At 45.6% G+C, this 16,867-nt stretch carries 22 protein-coding genes; 15 read left to right on the forward strand and 7 right to left on the reverse strand.

Going from position 1 to position 16,867, the window contains the following annotated elements; translation table 11 throughout:
* The 3 genes from JHC35_RS07265 to JHC35_RS07275 form a co-directional block, all read left to right on the forward strand.
* The coding region (locus JHC35_RS07265) for a CBS domain-containing protein (RefSeq protein WP_295043578.1) at positions 1-582 on the forward strand (582 nt) is incomplete at its 5' end.
* Positions 479-925, forward strand: coding sequence for a GGDEF domain-containing protein (locus tag JHC35_RS07270; RefSeq protein WP_295043581.1), 447 nt, complete (start codon positions 479-481; stop codon positions 923-925). The genes JHC35_RS07265 and JHC35_RS07270, both read left to right, overlap by 104 nt.
* Positions 926-994: 69 nt before the next feature.
* A complete protein-coding gene (locus JHC35_RS07275) occupies positions 995-1,153 on the forward strand; it encodes an EAL domain-containing protein (protein ID WP_295043584.1) in 159 nt (52 codons plus the stop codon).
* Positions 1,154-1,157: 4 nt separating this feature from the next.
* Here JHC35_RS07275 and JHC35_RS07280 read toward each other — a convergent pair whose 3' ends face one another.
* The 3 genes from JHC35_RS07280 to JHC35_RS07290 are packed head-to-tail and all read right to left on the reverse strand — an operon-like array spanning position 1,158 to position 3,587.
* Positions 1,158-1,448 (reverse strand): c-type cytochrome, encoded by a 291-nt coding sequence (locus JHC35_RS07280; RefSeq protein ID WP_295043586.1) that lies wholly within the window; start codon positions 1,446-1,448, stop codon positions 1,158-1,160.
* A gap of 44 nt (positions 1,449-1,492) precedes the next feature.
* Complete coding sequence (locus JHC35_RS07285; RefSeq protein WP_295043588.1) at positions 1,493-2,782, reverse strand: sensor domain-containing diguanylate cyclase; 1,290 nt, start codon at positions 2,780-2,782, stop codon at positions 1,493-1,495.
* A gap of 37 nt (positions 2,783-2,819) precedes the next feature.
* Positions 2,820-3,587, reverse strand: coding sequence for an RMD1 family protein (locus JHC35_RS07290; protein WP_295043592.1), 768 nt, complete (start codon positions 3,585-3,587; stop codon positions 2,820-2,822).
* A gap of 66 nt (positions 3,588-3,653) precedes the next feature.
* On the opposite strand from JHC35_RS07290, the gene JHC35_RS07295 reads away from it, so the two are divergent.
* Positions 3,654-4,856 carry an OmpA family protein gene (locus JHC35_RS07295; protein ID WP_295043594.1) on the forward strand — a complete coding sequence of 401 codons (1,203 nt, stop codon included), beginning with the start codon at positions 3,654-3,656 and terminating at the stop codon, positions 4,854-4,856.
* Positions 4,857-4,860: 4 nt separating this feature from the next.
* Here JHC35_RS07295 and JHC35_RS07300 read toward each other — a convergent pair whose 3' ends face one another.
* A complete protein-coding gene (locus JHC35_RS07300) occupies positions 4,861-5,742 on the reverse strand; it encodes a hypothetical protein (RefSeq protein ID WP_295043597.1) in 882 nt (293 codons plus the stop codon).
* A complete protein-coding gene (locus JHC35_RS07305) occupies positions 5,739-6,344 on the reverse strand; it encodes a hypothetical protein (RefSeq protein ID WP_295043599.1) in 606 nt (201 codons plus the stop codon). Before JHC35_RS07305 ends, JHC35_RS07300 begins: the two co-directional genes overlap by 4 nt.
* 166 nt (positions 6,345-6,510) lie before the next feature.
* On the opposite strand from JHC35_RS07305, the gene JHC35_RS07310 reads away from it, so the two are divergent.
* From JHC35_RS07310 to JHC35_RS07340, 7 genes are all read left to right on the forward strand, one after another.
* Entirely contained in the window at positions 6,511-7,563 is a 1,053-nt protein-coding gene (locus JHC35_RS07310; RefSeq protein ID WP_295043602.1) for a hypothetical protein, read from the forward strand.
* Between the two features lie 73 nt (positions 7,564-7,636).
* Positions 7,637-8,095 carry a hypothetical protein gene (locus JHC35_RS07315; RefSeq protein ID WP_295043604.1) on the forward strand — a complete coding sequence of 153 codons (459 nt, stop codon included), beginning with the start codon at positions 7,637-7,639 and terminating at the stop codon, positions 8,093-8,095.
* Entirely contained in the window at positions 8,092-9,171 is a 1,080-nt protein-coding gene (locus JHC35_RS07320) for an FtsX-like permease family protein (RefSeq protein ID WP_295043606.1), read from the forward strand. Before JHC35_RS07315 ends, JHC35_RS07320 begins: the two co-directional genes overlap by 4 nt.
* A complete protein-coding gene (locus tag JHC35_RS07325; RefSeq protein ID WP_295043609.1) occupies positions 9,168-9,800 on the forward strand; it encodes an ABC transporter ATP-binding protein in 633 nt (210 codons plus the stop codon). Before JHC35_RS07320 ends, JHC35_RS07325 begins: the two co-directional genes overlap by 4 nt.
* Positions 9,778-11,322, forward strand: a complete 1,545-nt coding sequence (locus JHC35_RS07330) for a cbb3-type cytochrome c oxidase subunit I (RefSeq protein ID WP_295043612.1) — start codon at positions 9,778-9,780, stop codon at positions 11,320-11,322. Before JHC35_RS07325 ends, JHC35_RS07330 begins: the two co-directional genes overlap by 23 nt.
* The gene (locus tag JHC35_RS07335) at positions 11,319-12,272 is read left to right on the forward strand and encodes a hypothetical protein (RefSeq protein WP_295043615.1); all 954 of its coding nucleotides are present in this window, start codon (positions 11,319-11,321) and stop codon (positions 12,270-12,272) included. Before JHC35_RS07330 ends, JHC35_RS07335 begins: the two co-directional genes overlap by 4 nt.
* Positions 12,269-12,796 carry a YceI family protein gene (locus JHC35_RS07340; RefSeq protein WP_295043617.1) on the forward strand — a complete coding sequence of 176 codons (528 nt, stop codon included), beginning with the start codon at positions 12,269-12,271 and terminating at the stop codon, positions 12,794-12,796. The genes JHC35_RS07335 and JHC35_RS07340 overlap by 4 nt, the downstream gene beginning before the upstream one ends.
* On the opposite strand, the gene JHC35_RS07345 is transcribed toward JHC35_RS07340, so the two are convergent.
* Complete coding sequence (locus tag JHC35_RS07345; protein WP_295043621.1) at positions 12,757-13,671, reverse strand: MBL fold metallo-hydrolase; 915 nt, start codon at positions 13,669-13,671, stop codon at positions 12,757-12,759. The two genes, JHC35_RS07340 and JHC35_RS07345, sit on opposite strands and share 40 nt — an antisense overlap.
* 90 nt (positions 13,672-13,761) lie before the next feature.
* Between JHC35_RS07345 and JHC35_RS07350 the strand changes: the two genes are divergently transcribed.
* From JHC35_RS07350 to JHC35_RS07365, 4 genes are all read left to right on the forward strand, one after another.
* Entirely contained in the window at positions 13,762-14,652 is an 891-nt protein-coding gene (locus JHC35_RS07350; RefSeq protein ID WP_295043624.1) for an AEC family transporter, read from the forward strand.
* Positions 14,653-14,724: 72 nt separating this feature from the next.
* Complete coding sequence (locus JHC35_RS07355; protein WP_295043627.1) at positions 14,725-15,288, forward strand: DUF4337 domain-containing protein; 564 nt, start codon at positions 14,725-14,727, stop codon at positions 15,286-15,288.
* A complete protein-coding gene (locus tag JHC35_RS07360) occupies positions 15,285-15,896 on the forward strand; it encodes a phosphatase PAP2 family protein (RefSeq protein WP_295043630.1) in 612 nt (203 codons plus the stop codon). Before JHC35_RS07355 ends, JHC35_RS07360 begins: the two co-directional genes overlap by 4 nt.
* A 1-nt stretch (position 15,897) precedes the next feature.
* A complete protein-coding gene (locus JHC35_RS07365) occupies positions 15,898-16,026 on the forward strand; it encodes a hypothetical protein (RefSeq protein WP_295043633.1) in 129 nt (42 codons plus the stop codon).
* Here JHC35_RS07365 and JHC35_RS07370 read toward each other — a convergent pair.
* Positions 16,017-16,244: a CDGSH iron-sulfur domain-containing protein gene (locus tag JHC35_RS07370; RefSeq protein WP_295043636.1), complete on the reverse strand. Its 228-nt coding sequence runs from the start codon at positions 16,242-16,244 to the stop codon at positions 16,017-16,019. The two genes, JHC35_RS07365 and JHC35_RS07370, sit on opposite strands and share 10 nt — an antisense overlap.
* Between the last annotated feature and the right edge of the window lie 623 nt (positions 16,245-16,867).

Here is a 16,867-nt window from a genome sequence, read left to right on the forward strand (position 1 = left end):
CAAAGTTCTGGTTCCGATTCGTTAACCCCTTTTTTGCCGTTTGATGGTGTACATTCTCAAACTCTCCGGCGTTTCGTTTTCCACCCCCCCCTCTCAAAAATAACGTTGCGCCCGTTGCCGTTGATTGACAAAGAGAGCAATATCATCAATGCCCTTAATTTGACAAACGACAGTGATGAGCATATTTGTGTGTGTAACAAAGACGGAAGTCTGTACGGTCTTGTAACCAACAGTGACATTGTTGCGAGTGTCGATCCGCAAGTGATTTTGGAATCGCTCCAGATTGCGACAATCTTTGAAAAAAAATTCGGGTATAAAAGTTTTTTGCCGGATACTCCTATGGCAGAGATTTTGGACTATATGAAAGATTCGTTGAGCGATTGTGTGATTATTCAGAAAGCAAATTCTCCAGCAAAAAAACCGCTATTTGACCCAGCTTGCCACGAAAGACCCATTGACCGAAATTCACAACCGCCATATGTTTTCGGAACTCTTTGCGCAGGAACGCTCGATTGCAAAACGACAAGGGACGAAATTGACCTTGATGATGATCGATCTGGATCATTTCAAACGGGTCAATGATACCTATGGGCATAATATCGGAGATTATGTGCTGAAACATTTTACGTCATTGGTTGTTTCAACGATTCGTGAAGCGGATCTTTTTGCCCGATGGGGTGGGGAAGAATTTGTTCTTCTTTTGCGCAATGTCGGATGTGAAGAGGGATACCTTGTCGGTGAAAAAATCCGAAGTTTGATCGAATCGGAATCTTTTGATGAGGTAGGGAAAGTGACGTGCAGCATCGGGATTACCGAAGTAAGCCCCGAAGATTCATTGACCAGCGCGATTGAGAGGGCAGATAGGGCTCTGTATGCGGCGAAAGAGGCCGGACGTAACTGTACCATCGCATGTGAGGTTCGATAATGAAACATCCAACGCTTGAATCCATTCTATCACATAAAACTACCCCACTTTCGGTAGAAGCGTTGTATAATGGCGATGGGACAGGCATTAGGATTTCAGATAGTGGCTGAGGGGGCGGAGCGGATAGAGCAGATTGAATTTTTGAAAGCGCTAAACTGTACAATGTACCAAGGGTATTTTAAAAGCAAACCTGTGAGAGCCGAGGAGTTTGAAAAGCTTCTCGGCTGAAGGATTATTTGAGTGAATCGACGTAGCTTGCGATGGTGCTGATTTCACTGTCGCTGAGAGCTGCAACATTAGCTTGCATGATCGCTTTTTGATCGCCACCGAACGTACCGTTTTTATAGCCGTTTAGTTTCGCCAGCGCACCGCTTCCGCCAGCGATCGCTTTTCCTGCTACCGAAGTCTCTTTCCCGTCTCCGCCGTGGCATTCCGCACATTTGGCTGCATAGAGTTTAGCTCCGTTTGCCGCCATCAATGAGGACAGCCCGATTACCGATAAGAGTACTAATTTTTTTACCATTTTTATACCTCCGCGTCTTTGATAAAACTATTGTAGCGTAAAAATTATTCGACCCGATTGCGACCGTTTTGTTTTGCCAGATAGAGTTTTGCATCTGCTTCTGCAACGTAGCGGTTGATGGTCTCTTTGAGAATATAACTGGTAGAATCGATCGAAATCGGTGTAATACCGACGCTGACGGTATAGCGGATCGGTTTTCCATCAAACGTAATCTCTTGTTCTGCGGTGAAATCACAGAGTTTTTGAGCAATTTTGCGGGTATTGGTTTCATTGGTCGAGGGGAGGATGATAATAAATTCTTCCCCTCCGAAACGGAAGATAAAGTCCGATTTGCGTAAAAGGGTACGTAAGGATTCGGCAAAATGTTGGATCACGGCATCTCCGGCGAGATGACCATAGGTGTCGTTGATCAATTTAAAATGATCCAGATCGCACATCATCAGTGAACATTGGCTCTCGGTCGCTTTGGCGATTTCGATTTGGCTTTGTATTACTTTTTCAAACAGACGGCGGGTTAGAAGTCCGGTAAGAGGATCTTTGGAATACTCTTCGATCATGACCATATCGTTGAGAATAGCGATTTCATTACCGATCTCTAATGAGATGTAGTCGATCCGATGCATCAGGTGGATAAGATTTTTCGGTTTCATGACTCCACCCTTGGTCTGGGCGATCACATCCGAAGCGAGATCGTGCAGATTTTGGTGGAGCAGCCCCACCTCTTTGAAATGGCTGGTCGTGATAATATAGGGGATCGATGCATCATGAAGCCATTTCCCGAATGAGCAGAGGGTATGGTTGAGTTCAGGGTATGGATAGGCATCGTCAAGATGCTGGACGAAATCGATTAGTTTGATCATCCATTCGATATGTTGCTGATAATGGATCATCAGATTCTTTTCGACGAGATTTGAGAGATGGCTCAAGCGTATATGATTTTTGACGGCAAGGCGTCGGAGAAATTTATGGAAATAAGCGATGGTGATTTGGTGCTCTAAGGTATCAAAATAGATGCTAAGGCGTTTGATATTCTCTACGTCCCCCTCTTGGGCAAACAGTCGCATCAGGTTGCGTGAAATGGTTAAGAGCTCTCCGTAGACAAACATATAGGGGATGTCATTGGTAACACAGAAGTGAACGAACTCATCGGTTCGTTCTTCCGATTCAGCGGCTGTTTTGGATCCAAAGAGGGAGATAAAGAGTGTTTTATGCTCACTGATCGTATGAGCGTAGTCGCAATGGAATTCTTTAATATACTTATCACGATCAAAGTCGATGCAAAAATCATCAATTGCAAGTTCGATCGCATCAAGATAGGCTTCGGTCTTAAACATACTACCTCATTTGGGGATTTGGTAGTGCAATTATAGCCTAATGGCTAAACCGGAAAATACCCATCACGATTTCAACGCCAATCAAAACGATAATGATCCATTCAAGAAACTCGCTTTTTTTGTGATTGATAATGTCCATCACCAGCATAACGTCCTCTTTGATTTGGGAAAGTTTGGAGAGGGCGATTTCGTGGCGATCATACAGTTCAAGAGTGAATGCCAACTTCGTATACAGGGCTTCGGCCTCTTCATTATCCCATAGAATGTTCGGTTTGTCCAAGAGCAAAAGATTACTCACCATATCGTGTCGAGTGAGGGCAAGACGCTTGGCAAACTGCATGAGGTGGGATCGGCGACGGATGGAGAACGTATGGATCGATTCGACGATTCGGCGGCTTTGGGCAAAAAGGGTATCAAGCCGTTTTTCGTAACGCTCCAGACCGACACTTTGAGAGACGGCCAATGCGATGATGTTGAGATTCAAGGTTGTTGCGTCGCGTAACATAATTGCTTCGTTCGTAACGCTAAAGCGGGTGGGAAGATTCGGATCGATATGTATCGGGTAGTCTTGTGTGAGGATATTTTCGGTATCGAGTGAGATCCGCAGCAGCGAAAGAGCGTTTAGAATCTCTTTTTTTTCTTCCGCAATCAATGTTAAAACGCCAAAAGGGGCTAAAACGGCGTAGAGTGTCTCGTTTTTTCCGTAATAGCCGTTTTCTATCCCTCGACTGAGGGGGATATCGAGTGCGTATTCGAGTGTCGCAGCGCTCAAGGGGTGGGGAAGATTTAGTGCGAGAAGGTTCATTGTTGTCCCTTTAACCGAAAATTGGTTTGATTTATTGTATCATCCCTTGATTACAATGAGGTGATAATGCAAAGCAAAATAGTAGTTGGGCTGGTAGGATTATGGGTGAGCTGGAGTTCGCTTCAAGCTGATGTTTCGGAGATGATTTTTTACCCTCAGGCCGATTTTTCGGAGGGGATTTTTCATTTTAATTATCAGGGTGAAAAAAATAAAAATTACGGATTCATGTTTGAAAAAGGGTTTGACCCGACCCGAATCGTCTATGTCCGTCCCGCAAACCATAGAATGGAAAAAACCAAAGAGGGGCTGACAAAACTCTCTTTTGAAAATACCGATCGCTATTCGTATTTGGAGCGTGCGAACAAAGACGATTTTATTGTTTCCGAAGAGAACGGAATCGTTAAGATTCTCCTGAGCGGCGGAGATTGCAAAGGGAGCAGCGATTGTGTGACGGCAGAAAATATCCTTACCGTCAATGTCCCAAAAGGGTATGGAGTTCGTAAGTACCAAGGGCTCGATCAAGACCTTAAACCCCTCAAAAACCCTCAGTGGCAACGAAACGGGAATACGTACACCCTCACCGCACGCGATGTCAAAGGTGCGTGTGTGATGATGGAGCTTGAAAAGCTCAAGCCCGGACAAACCGTTACGAGTGTAGCGATGGCTGATCCGCTAAAAGTTGCACCGCCTGTTCGTGTATCAGAATCTGCTAAAGTGATGAAAGAGGAGCCGAAGGTTATTGTAAATGAAGCACCGGTTGTTGAAGGGGTGAAAATGACTCCGGTAGCGACAGTCGCCGCAGTTGAATCACCGAAACCACAAAAAGAAGAGATTATTGCTGTCGAACCGAAGCAAGAGGCTGTGAGTGTCCCAAAACCGGTGAAAAAACCTGCAATAAATACTGCCGCTCCGGCACCGTATTTTAGAAATTTCCAAATTTTCGAGAGCCGTGTCGTAGCGTTGAGCGAAGTGGGCAAAGAGCGTTTGCGCGAGTGGGCGCAGCTGTATAAAACAGGCGGCTATACGTCGGTCACGATCAACGGCTATACCGACAATATCCCGCCGCAACGACTCAAAGCGCTTTATGCGACCAACGAAATTCTCTCCGCCGCACGTGCGCAAATGGTTGCCGATTATCTTGTGACGCAAGGGATTGAAAAAGAGGCGATCAAAGTTGTCGGTATGGGGGATGCCAATCCGGTCGCATCCAATGACAATGAAGAGGGGCGCTCTAAAAATCGACGGATTGAGTTTGTGCTAACCCGCTAAGGCGTTACATCTGCTCATACAGATCGAAGAGATCGACCCCATCAGGGAGGCGGGGTTTTCCGTCGCGAAACGATCGAGTGTGGGCGATGAGCCGCTTAAAATGTTTGCGTAGGTGGTAGGCATCGGGAACATTGGGGCGGAACCAATCCCCTTTTGCACTGAAAAGCCAGTCGATGACGGCCTTGACGTCGAGGAGACTATAGCCTCCCGTTTCGATCAACAGACGAATCTGTTTTGCCCAACTCATCACATCAAACGGCTCTTCAAACTGCGGATCGATAGAGGCGAGATGTCGGATAAAATATTGCGCCATCTCGAACTCTTCGGTGGTCGGCTTGGTTTGCTCAAGAGCTTGTTTCGATGCGACTACCGGAGCGTTGGAGGCGATCTCTTTGCGTACCCACCGCTCAAACTCCGCACACCAGTCAAACGAGCGGTTGTTTTTCGAGCGCTGATAGAGGGCAAAATCCTCAAATAACTCCCGTCGTAACCCTTCTCGATCACACAGCTCAAGGGCAAAGGCGTGAAGCTCTTCGTACGTCTCATTGGGGAGGTTGAGAAAATAGCTGCTGTCGCTGTATTGGGCAGGAGTGAGATTCATCTCGATTGTCGGCAAAGCGGAGATCGGGGCAAAGGTGTAGTAGATCATCACCCCTTGAGGTGTTTTGCGGCGGAGGGTTTTGAGGATCCCTTTTTTGACCATGGCATCGAGTGCTTCGATCACTTCGCGCGGGGTGTGACGAAGGGCTTGCGCAAGGGTTGAAGCATCGACATCGCCGGGTTTTTCCCCCCATTGTTGGGTATGGCGGGCAATGAGCGGTATGAGGGAGCGCTCCATCAATGTGAGATCATCACGGTCGATCAAGGAGGTTGGGATGGTGATCATGAACGCTTCACCGAGGAGATGAGTTTTGCCTTGAGAGGAGCGGTAAGGGTCTCATTTTTCTCCCGTTCTCGACGGAGAATTTCGTTTCGGTATTCGTGAACAACCCGCGCTTCGAAGAGGCTGCGGTCGAGCGAAACGTAATCATAGATCCATTTTTTTGTGAGGGCTTTGACGACGTTGATGTCGGTTTCATCCAAAAGCGCTTTATCCTCCCCCTGACGTTTAATCGAGGTAAAACGGATCGCTTCAAACCGTTCCAACGCACTTTTTTCACCGTCTCGCACCAAGCTGACATCACGGCGGATATCGTACATCAGGGTGTAGAGTTTTTGGGTTCGCTCTTGCGCCTCCTGATCGATTGGGGTGAGGGCTTGAGATTCGAACTCTTCGGCAATGAGGGCGATTTTTTCAAATCCGTTTTTGTAGGGCATCTCTCGAAGCGACAAACGGCGAAAAAATTCCCGATAGTGTGCAGGACGGATATCACGTACCAAATCGGCGACATGTGCGCGGAGGTTAACGTCCTCTTCGATTTTGAAATATTCCATCAACGAAGTGACGAATTGGGCGCGGATTTGATCTTCGGTCGGTCGGTTTTGCATAGATAGAGTATATCACGGTGATCTTTAGAGTAGCGTTAGTTAAAAAATAAGGTAAAATAGCAGTGGGTATTTTTCATACTACCCTAATTCGCCAAAAGAGGCTCCCATCTTAACTATCGACCATACCGTTATCCCCGAGGGTGATGCAGAACTCGGTGATAACCTTTTGTATTACGACTACAACATCGATCACCTTTTGTCGCTTCAGGCAAAAGGGCTAACGATGGAGGATGAAGGGTATATCAGTGCTTTTCGTTCGTTTGAAGGAGAGGTGTACGAGAATTACATCTATGAAAAGCTTCTCCGATTTGCCGCCAATGAACCGAAAATCAAAAGCTTTATCATCAAAGGTCCCCACAAACACCGCACCCGTGCGCAGAGTGATGCTCTCTCCGTGAGCTGGAAAGGGCAGATTATTTACCGTGCCCGTCACAAAGAGATCGGAGAATTTGACGGACTCCTCTTTACCGATAAAGAGCTCTATTTTGTGGAAATGACCCTCGTCAAATCGGTGAGTAATCTCAAAAAAAGGCTCCGTAAAAAACGGGCATTGCTCGAAGTACTTTTTCCTCGCTATCAAGTGAAAGCGTTACTGGTGCTCAACGAGGGGGCGACGGGAACGTCCGATTTGCCGCCCTATGCGTCGGTATGGCTTACTAAGCCCTATAGCGCCCGTCATATCTTAGAACGTCTCAGCACCAAATCGCCGCGTGCTCCGATGATCCGTATCGAGAGTAACAAAATCGCTCATGCCGAAGAGCTTAAAATCGCCGCATTCAAATACTATGCGACCCTCTCGTGGATGCTTCGCTCATTGCGAGGGAAAGATCCGGTCGATTTGGAGTTTTTCCGCCGTCCGACAACGCAGCGCTACCATGATATTTATACGAAAGTGTATATCGGTTACCTCGGTGTGGAGGATTTTAAAACCCTCGCTCCCGATTTGAAATGGGAGGGTTCCAATGCCTTTCGTGTAGTGGTGGCGATTGAAAAAGATCACTCCGGCGGCTATTTTTTGACCTATTTTATCCGACATAGTGCCAAAAAACTGGACAATGTGGTGATCACGCCGAACGGGAGTAAAGTAACGAAAAAAGATCCTTTCGGGATTACCCTCACCGAGATGAACCATTTGGACAAAGTGATGGATCAGAGTTTTCATCTTACATTGCAGCAGCATGAGAAACTTGGCCATTTGATTAGCCAACTTTCCCACTAAATATCACATTAACCATCAATTATCTCTTTTTCTTTTATACTTTCGTATACGTTAGAACTTATAAGGGATTTTTATGAAAAAGACGGTTGTATTATTGTTGGCAGCATTGAGTCTGTGGGGAGCGCCCTATAAAGTCGGACAGTCGGTGATGCCGCTGGATCTGAACGATCAGTTCGGTAAGCGCTATACCCTCAAAGCGATGCCTAAAACGCTCATTATGGCATTCGAAAAAGGGACGGGAGCAACGGTCAACGAATACCTTGCCGTGCAGGAAAAAGGGTATTTGGCGAAAAACAAAGCGGCATTTGTTGCCGACATCAGCCAAATGCCGAAATTCATTACCGAGAGCTTCGCATTGCCGAAAATGCGCAAGTACAACCATACAGTCTTGTTGATCCAAGATGAAGAGCAGGGACTTAACTTTCCGTATCAAGAGGATAAAATCACCGTGATGAAATTTCGGGGGAACTTTTTGACTAAGATTGATTTTATCTCAACTCCCGAAGAGCTGAAAAAAGCGATTGAGCAGTGATAACGCCGATCAAAGCACTTCGGAAAAATCGGTTTAAAACAGCTCTGATTTTTATCAGTATGAGTGTCTCCATTGCGGCAATTTTTCTGATCAGTGCCATATCAGGCGGAGTAGTGAGCATGTACAGTTCGATGCTCAAAACGGACGGAGATATTATCGTCACCCAAAAAGGGATAGCCGATACGTTTTTCAGTGACATTAACCGCTCGGCTGCCGATGAGATTGCTGCAATCAATGGGGTGAGGGAAGTGAGTGCGTTGATTTTGGGTGCGGCTCCCGTCGATCCTCTTCCGATCGTCGGTATTTACGGAGCAAGCAAAAACCGTTTTAAAAGCTATGCGCTTAAACAAGGTCTGTACCCCTCTTCGGGCGAAGTGATGCTCGGCTCTAAAATCTATGAGACCCTCAAGCATCCTAAAACGATCTCTCTCTCCAAAAAAGAGTTTCGGGTCAGCGGGGTATTTAAAAGCCGAATCGGATTTGAGGACGGGGGCGTCGTCATGGGGTTAGAGGATGCGGGAGCTGTATTTCATAAAAGTGCCTCTATCTTTTTACTTGCATTGAATGATTTAGGCAAAAGCGATGCGATTGTGGCTCAGATCAATAAAACGTATCCGCAGATGGAAGCGAAAACGACCGATGGTTTTATCGACTCGTACAACCAGTTCAAAATCATCAAAACCAGTTCCGATGTGATCGGTGCGATGGCGTTTTTGATGGGGATTTTGGGGATTGTGAGCATGATGAGCATGGTGGTCAACGACCGGAGAGCGGAATTTGGGATCATGCGCTCTATCGGCCTCTCTTCGAGAGTGATTATTTTCAAGCTGCTGGGTGAAACGCTGATTATTGCTCTGCTGGCGTTTGCAGTGGCGTACGGCGTTTCGGAAGCGGTATTGGAACTCATCAAACACGCCGATAAATTTCAAGGATACATCAACGGAGAAATTACGGCGGCTTTGGCGATCAAAGTCTTTGTCGTTTCGGTCGTTATGGCACTTTTCGGTACTCTCCTTCCGGCGGTTTATGCGGCAAGAGTCGATCCGATGAGCTTGATCCAAAGAGGTGGCGCATGAAAATCGAAGCTACGGGTCTGGAGCACTTCTACGGGCATGAAAAAGTACTGGATGGGGTCGATTTGACGATCGATTCGGGGAGCTTTACGGCGATTATTGGAGAGAGCGGGAGTGGGAAAACGACACTCCTCTCGATCCTCTCGACACTGCTTCAACCCACAAAAGGGATCACGCGATACGATGGAAAGAGACTCAGTGAACTGGGGAATATCGACCGTTTCCGTCGACACAATATCGGGTTTGTGTTTCAATTTCACTATTTGATCTCCTATCTGACGTTGCGTGAAAATATCGCCCTCGGGGCGATCGATGAGAGTCGAATTGAGTCCTTATTGCACTCACTGGGGATCGCAAAACTCTCCCACCGCTACAGCGACGAGGTCTCCGGAGGGGAGCGTCAGCGTGCCGCTATTGCCAGAGCGTTGGTGAATGCTCCCTCCGTCGTGTTTGCCGATGAGCCGACAGGGAATTTGGATAGTAAAAATGCCCTTGGGGTGTACAAGTTGTTTCGGGAGTTTTCACATCAGGGAACAGGCTTTGTAGTCGCGTCACACGACAAAAAGATAGCCGATTATGCAGACGTTATTATCGAAATGGAGGATGGTATTGTTAAACAAATTCATCAATGACGAACTTCCTCTGGCCTTTGTATGGTTGATTCTCGGACTCTTTGCGGGGTTGGTGTATGCGTTAGAGATACTGGGATTGGACGGCTCGATGACCTTGCTCTCTCCCGAGCGCGCGCGATCACTCCATATTTCGCAGATGCTCTATGGCTTTTTCCCGTTGATCCTCTCACTACTGCCGTTTGCATTGTTCCAAAAAGAGGGGGTTTTATCCGACACTGCGATTGAGCACTTACGCCGTTATTTCGTCGTCTGGAACCTCTTTTTGCTCACAATGACGATGGCATTGTTATTCGGAAATATTCGGGGGTTGCCGTTTTACGATTTTCCCTATCAGCTGAACTTTTTGTTGGCGTTTAGCGGTTTGTTTTATCTCCTCGCCCTCCTCGATGCCCTTCGCCGCTACGAAAAACGCCCTGTGTGGGTCAATGTCTCGCTTGCCGCCGTTATTGCCGCACCGATTGCCCTTGTCGTACTGATGAATCCGCAATACGGTCAGGTGGAGAAAACCCTTATCGGACCGCATGGGGATAATACGCTGGGGATGAGTTTTACGTTGATTCCGATTTATTATCTCCTCATCAAGCTAGTTGCCGGCGGAGAGTTCAAACCGCGCTGGCACTGGTTGTGGATCGCTCCTTTGATCGGATATGTCATATCGCTTATGATCCGTAATTTTCTCCATCCTCTGAGCTACAACGAGGAGTGGTTTTTTCAATATTTAACTCTTCTTTATTTGCCACTGTTATGGGTTTGGCTTCGTGATGCGGGGGTGGATTTTAAGACGAACCCTTATCTGATCCTCTCGATTGGGGCCTTTGTATTTGTCGATGCGGAGGGAAATTTTCTTTTTATCCCTGAAATTCGCGCGTTGATTCACCGTAACGATTTGGTAGTGGGACATGCCCATATCGCGATGGGGTTGGCGGTGGCGTTTATGGCACTCACTATTCTTCATTATATTGTGCCAAATCTCTTTCGACGGATGTATGCGATACTCTGGGCGGTGTTGATGGCGTTAATGGCTTTGGCGTTGACGGTAGCGGGCATTTTTGAAGCCGGAGGAGAGAGCGGTGCGATAGAGCCGTTTTTGTGGATTCGGGCGATAGTCGGTGCGATGATCGTCTCATTGGTCTTGCGGATCACTTATGATCGGGTCAAAATAAGGCTCGATTCTGCGCTCAAACTTTATCATCTGAGCGGATTTTTGAGCGATGCGGGGGGCGGGGTGATCCTCATCCTCGGTGGCGCGGCATTGTTCCCGTTGCTAGGATTTCACTTTAGCGGGACGTATGAGTATCTCGTTTTTGCTTTTATGATCGGAACGGGATTGGCGCATTGGTACGGGCTACAGAGCGATCCACACCGCTTTGCCGAGTTGTCCGCTTCGGTACGCGCCATCTGCGCCTCGGTATTTGCGGCACTTTATATGGCGGGGATGTTGGATGGAATCGCCCTTTTGGTCGCTGTGTACGACCTGACATTCGCCTTGATCTATTGGTTGTTTTTACGGAGTAAAGATTGAATTTTCTGGTTATTGTTCTTAGTTCACAGCTTTTGTATTATCTCTTGATTGCACAAACTGGGGTCGTCGGAGCATTTCATTCGCATATTCACGATCTCTATACGCTCCCTATCGGAGGGATAATCGGAGCAGTGCTTAGTGCTTGGCGAAGCCACCGTTTTCTTACGATAGAGTTGTACGTTCTCTTCGCGTTACAAGGGGTGATTTCATGGTTTTATCCTGATTATTCTTTGTGGATGCTTTGGATACTTGGATTTCTTGTGGGATATACAACCCCGTTATTGCTCTATGCATTTAGATTTCAAAGCAAGCTTTCTTTGGCGTTAGGACTAGCCATTTCGTATGCCATCGGTACGGCACTGTACTCCTATCCGTTTGATGAGAGAGGAGGTATTGCGATTGCACTTCCTTTGATTTCAATGATTGCACTGTATTTTTCACGGCTTCAATCGGATATGGACGCAGAGAAAAAGCCGTTTCGATGGATAACGTTAGTGTTGATGATGCTGTGTATTTTTGCCGATTCGGCACTCTTTGAGACATTAAGCCGATCGGGAGATATTGATATTTGGGGTAAATATCCCCTTTTAATCATCAACTCACATTTACTCGGAGTATATTTGGCATATCGCTACGGTACGGAGCTCACGAAACAAAGCAGAATCATTCTGACCCTGTTTTTGCTGAGTTACATGTTCTATGGATTAAAAATACCGTTGTTACTAAGCATTATCTATCCGATTGTTATTTCGTATTATAATGTCTTGTTATTTCAAGCGCTGATTCGCTTGGCGGATATTCGTCTGATCGGATTGTCAATGGTGGGTGTGGGTTGGATTGCCACATCAGCAGCAAACGCTATCGCTTTGGAACATCAGCTTTGGATTGCAATCATTGTTTTTGGGGCTTTTTCGCTTCTCTATCCATTTTATTTTAGGAGGTTTTTATGATCAAATTGTGCATTGCGGGATTATTGCTCGCTTCATCGGTATATGCCGGAAATTTGGGTTATGAGTCGGGACTGATCAAGGCGCATACGGAAGTATTCGGTGATGCCACCATTGATCCGATGTCTAAAAAAGCGACGTCGCATTTGAGTATGGAAGCAAACCCTGCTACCCTCAAAGGATCAATTGATGTGTCGTTAAGCGATTTATTCAGCGACAATAAAAAACGAGACGAACATATGCAAGAAGCGTTAGAGTCCTCTATCTTCCCTAAAGCGGTTTTTGATGTCAAAGAGGTTGTTTCCAAAGGGGGAGATAATTATCTTCTCAAAGGGACAATGAACCTTCACGGTATCACGAAACCGATGAGTTTTGAGGGGACAATTACCGAAGATGGAAATAAGGTGCATATTAAAGCGCAAAGCAGCATGAAAATGACCGATTATGGGATCAAGCCGATTAAAATGATGTTTTTGACGGTACGTGATCAGGTGGATTTGAGCGTCGATGTGGTGTTGAAACGATAAATCTCTCCCACTCGTACAATTTTTGTCTCAAAGGGATAGGTTTGTGTACGGATGAGATCCTCAAACCATTCGATCGGCTCATCAACCGATTCATCCGAGAGTTTAAATGTTCCGTAATGGATTGGTATGAGGGTTTTTGCCCCAAGATCTTCAGCTGCCTGCAAAGCTTCCGGGGGGTTGGTGTGGTTGTGCTTCATAATCGTTTCCGGACGATAAGCGCCGATCGGTAAAAAGGCCTCATCGATTTCGAATCGTTCCCGAATCTCTTTGAAATGCTCCCCATACGCACTGTCTCCTGCGTGATACACGGTATGAGAGCCGTTTTGGATCACATATCCTCCCCATAGTGCTTTGTTCATATCCAAATGGATGCGGTTGCTCCAATGCAGACTCGGCGTAAAAGTGATAAACAGATCTCCTATCATCACCGATTCCCACCATTGCATTTCAAAACATCTCTCACGTGCAATTTTCCCTTTGAGATAACGCCAAAACCCGTTGGGGGCAACAATAATTGTTTTTGGATTTTGTTCCAATAAAAACAAGACCGATGGCTTGTCGTAGTGGTCGTAGTGTGCATGGGTGATGAGAATCACATCGGCATAGAGATTCTCTTTAGGTATCGGAAGAGGTGAATAACGGCTATGCAGAGGGATATTTCCTAATAAGGGGTCGATGGCAACGGTGGTTATCCCTAAGCGAAGCCATAGAGAAGCGTGTCCGAGCCAGAGGAGATATTCTCCTTTTGGTAAATTATTTTGCGGGACGATCGGTAACGAAGAGGGGATAACTTTTTGTTTATGAAATAACTTTGAAACTTGCCATTTGAGGATCGATCCGAGAGAAATTTTTGGGGAAGTATAGCGATGGTTCATAAGATGCCCAAGTTTTTCGTTTATTGTACCTTTTAGAGGATTAAAAGGGGGATGCAATTACTATTGCGATAGTTAAAATCGGAGTAAAAGATGGAGCAGTTTGTATTCATTATCGCCTTATTGGCAATCGGTATTTTTTTGCAAAAAGCCGATGCTCCGATTGATTTTGCGAAGAGTTTGAACTTTTTTGTCATCTACGTCTCTTTGCCTGCTACCGTGTTGCTCCAAGTACCGAAGATCCATTTCGACGCTTCGGCATTAGGGGTTGTTCTCATTCCGTGGCTGCTGTTGCCTATCGTCATTGCTCTTGTTATCGTGATGACCCGCAATTACCCACCCCATGTACGTGCGGCACTGCTGTTGGTGATGCCGCTTGGGAATACTTCGTTTGTCGGTATTCCGATTGTCCATACCCTTTTGGGGGAAGATGCGATTGGGTATGTTTTGATGTACGATCAGTTCGGAACCTTTTTGATCCTTTCGCTTTACGGTGCAGCCGTCATAGCGCGTTATGAAACGGGGGTCTTTCATAAACGGCTTATCGTCAAAAAACTGCTTCTTTTTCCTCCCTTTATCTTTTTGATTTTTGCCCTTGTATTTGGGCCAATGCCTACAGGGGCACAGCCCTATCTTCAAACACTCGCAGCCACCCTTGTCCCTTTGGCATTAGTATCGGTAGGATATTCGATGAAATTCGGCGGTGAAGTGGAGTATGGACTCTTTGCCCAATCGCTTTTTCTCAAACTCATCATTATGCCGTTACTGGCATTTGGAATACTCATTGCGATGGGGACGGAACCGCTTGCGTTGAAAACAGCGGTGCTGGAGTCAGGGATGCCTTCTATGATTACGGCGGGAGCCTTGGCGATTGCGGCAGGATTTGCCCCTGCACTGAGCGCAGCATTAGTGGGATACGGGCTTGTTATTTCGCTAGTGACGTTACCGATACTCACATATCTGTTAGGGAAGTTGAGTTTATAGCTATTTTTGTTGTACGTTCATTTATGTATTCTTTTTAAAATGGGCGAAACATTTTAGAGGAGAGCAATATATATGTCAGGGCACGGATTTCACGTACATGGTGCACATGATCATGCCGTTGAGCATGCAGGTGAAGAAAAAGGGTTAGGGCAGTATGTGGCTATATTTACTGCTATCTTGGCTTCAATAGGCGCTGTAGTCAGTTATCAAGGCGGCGATACTCAAAATGAAGCGATGATGTTCAAAAATGAAGCGGTTCTTTTAAAAACGCAGGCTTCAGATCAATGGAACTTTTATCAGGCGAAAAGCAATAAAGAGCATTTGATGGAGCTTGCTTCGGATATTGCTCCCAAAGAGAAAAAAGAGTTTTATACGCAACAGTTGGAGAAATACGAAAAAGAAAAAGGTGAGATAAAACACAAAGCGGAAGCGTTGGAAGTGGCATCCAAAAAAGCGAATGAGCAAAGTGATGAAGCAATGATCCCGCATCATCATTTAGCGCAATCTATGACATTGATCCAGATTGCAATCTCATTGGCATCGATTACGGTATTGACCCGTAAAAAATGGTTGTTTTCGATTGCTATTGTTGCTGCCGTCGGCGGTATCGCTTTATGGGCTGAAGCATTGTTATGAAATGGTATTTGTACGATTGGGGTGGATTAAACGTTTGGTTGTTTCATGTCATCAATGATATTCATAACGGTGCAATAGACACTATTATGCTTGCGGCAACGGCTGCTGCGTCACATCAGCTTTTTGCCTGGTATCTAGCGGTATTATGCCTAAGTGCGACAAGTGCTATTGTGAAAAATTCTCGTAATCAGACAGATACAAAAGCATTGCTTTGGGTAAGTACTATAACGGTGTTTAGTGTTGCTTATTTGGTCGATGGCTGGCTTTTGGGAGCATTGAAACCCTTGTTGGATTTCCCTAGACCTCCGCTAGCGCTTCCGATTGAAACCGTTCATATTGTTGGAGCGGCAGAATTCCACCACAGTTTGCCAAGCGGGCACTCTTCGTTTGCTATGCTGATAGCGGCTAGTATCTGGCCGTTGCTTGTGTTCAATTGGCAAAAATACGCGGCATCCTTCTTTGTAGTTTTGGTAGGGATTTCACGTATAAGCTTAGGGGCTCATTTTCCCTCAGATGTTTTGGCGGGATGGCTATCAAGTTTAGTGATTGTCCTTGGTGTTCGTTGGGGGATAGAAAAAATAATGCGGTACAAAACATTGAAGGAGTAACATGACAATCATTGATTTTGTTGAGATAACTTTAGGCGCTGCTGTTTTTTTAGGACTTATTATTTATCCTATCGTCGCTCTTGCAAAAGTGGATAAGAAAAAAGAAAAAAGTTCAAATCATCACTCTTGAATGGCACCTTGCTGATGAGAACCGTCACAGTAAGGTTTTCGTCCGGAATGTCCGCATCGGCACAGCCATTTGTCGGTTTTAATCCCGACGCTGAATTTGATCGGTGTTTTATCGGTACCGCGATAACTTCCCTCACACATGGGAAAGGTAACAGAAAGTCCGCAGGTACAGTAGGCGTATTTAATATCGGGTTTTAATGATGCTTTGGAGGGAAGCATTTTGAAATTTTGTTTTTATTCGATGTTATTACTATATTTTTGATTGGTGATATGATGAATGAGAAAATTTAATGTGATGGCCCACCAAGGATTTGAAAGAACCATATTTTACGGTATTTTAAAGGTGTTTATAAAAAATAGGTACATTAAAAGGTACATTAGCGTAAAGGTGTCTCTATAAAACATCGCTTTTGATTGTCTCATTGTACCATTTTTCACCTCATCCATTCTCACTATGCGAATTCGCAGTTCCATAATTCTCAAACAGATAATTGTCGGTTCAACAAGATTTAAGTTCTCATATTTGAGAACGGATAAGTTAATTCCATTTTTGGCAATAACCCCATTTCCACTTTTGGAAACGGTTCTATAATCTTCGTTTCTCGTATATGTGCAACGGTCGAATAAATGGCGAGCGTTAGGCACTTATGCCTTTTAGGTATTGTGCTATCAATCTTCATATTTTAAAATATTAACTTTTGAGCTGTATCGCCGTAATGTCTGGGTAGGTATTGCGATATCTCAATGCCTTTCAAGATTGAGAAGCATTAAAGCGATTTCCAAAAATGGAAACGGTGTAACGAATTGTTAGAGCGGTTCACCATGTACCGCATTTTATCCCG

The sequence above is a fragment of the Sulfuricurvum sp. genome (assembly GCF_022759005.1).
Taxonomy (GTDB): domain Bacteria; phylum Campylobacterota; class Campylobacteria; order Campylobacterales; family Sulfurimonadaceae; genus Sulfuricurvum.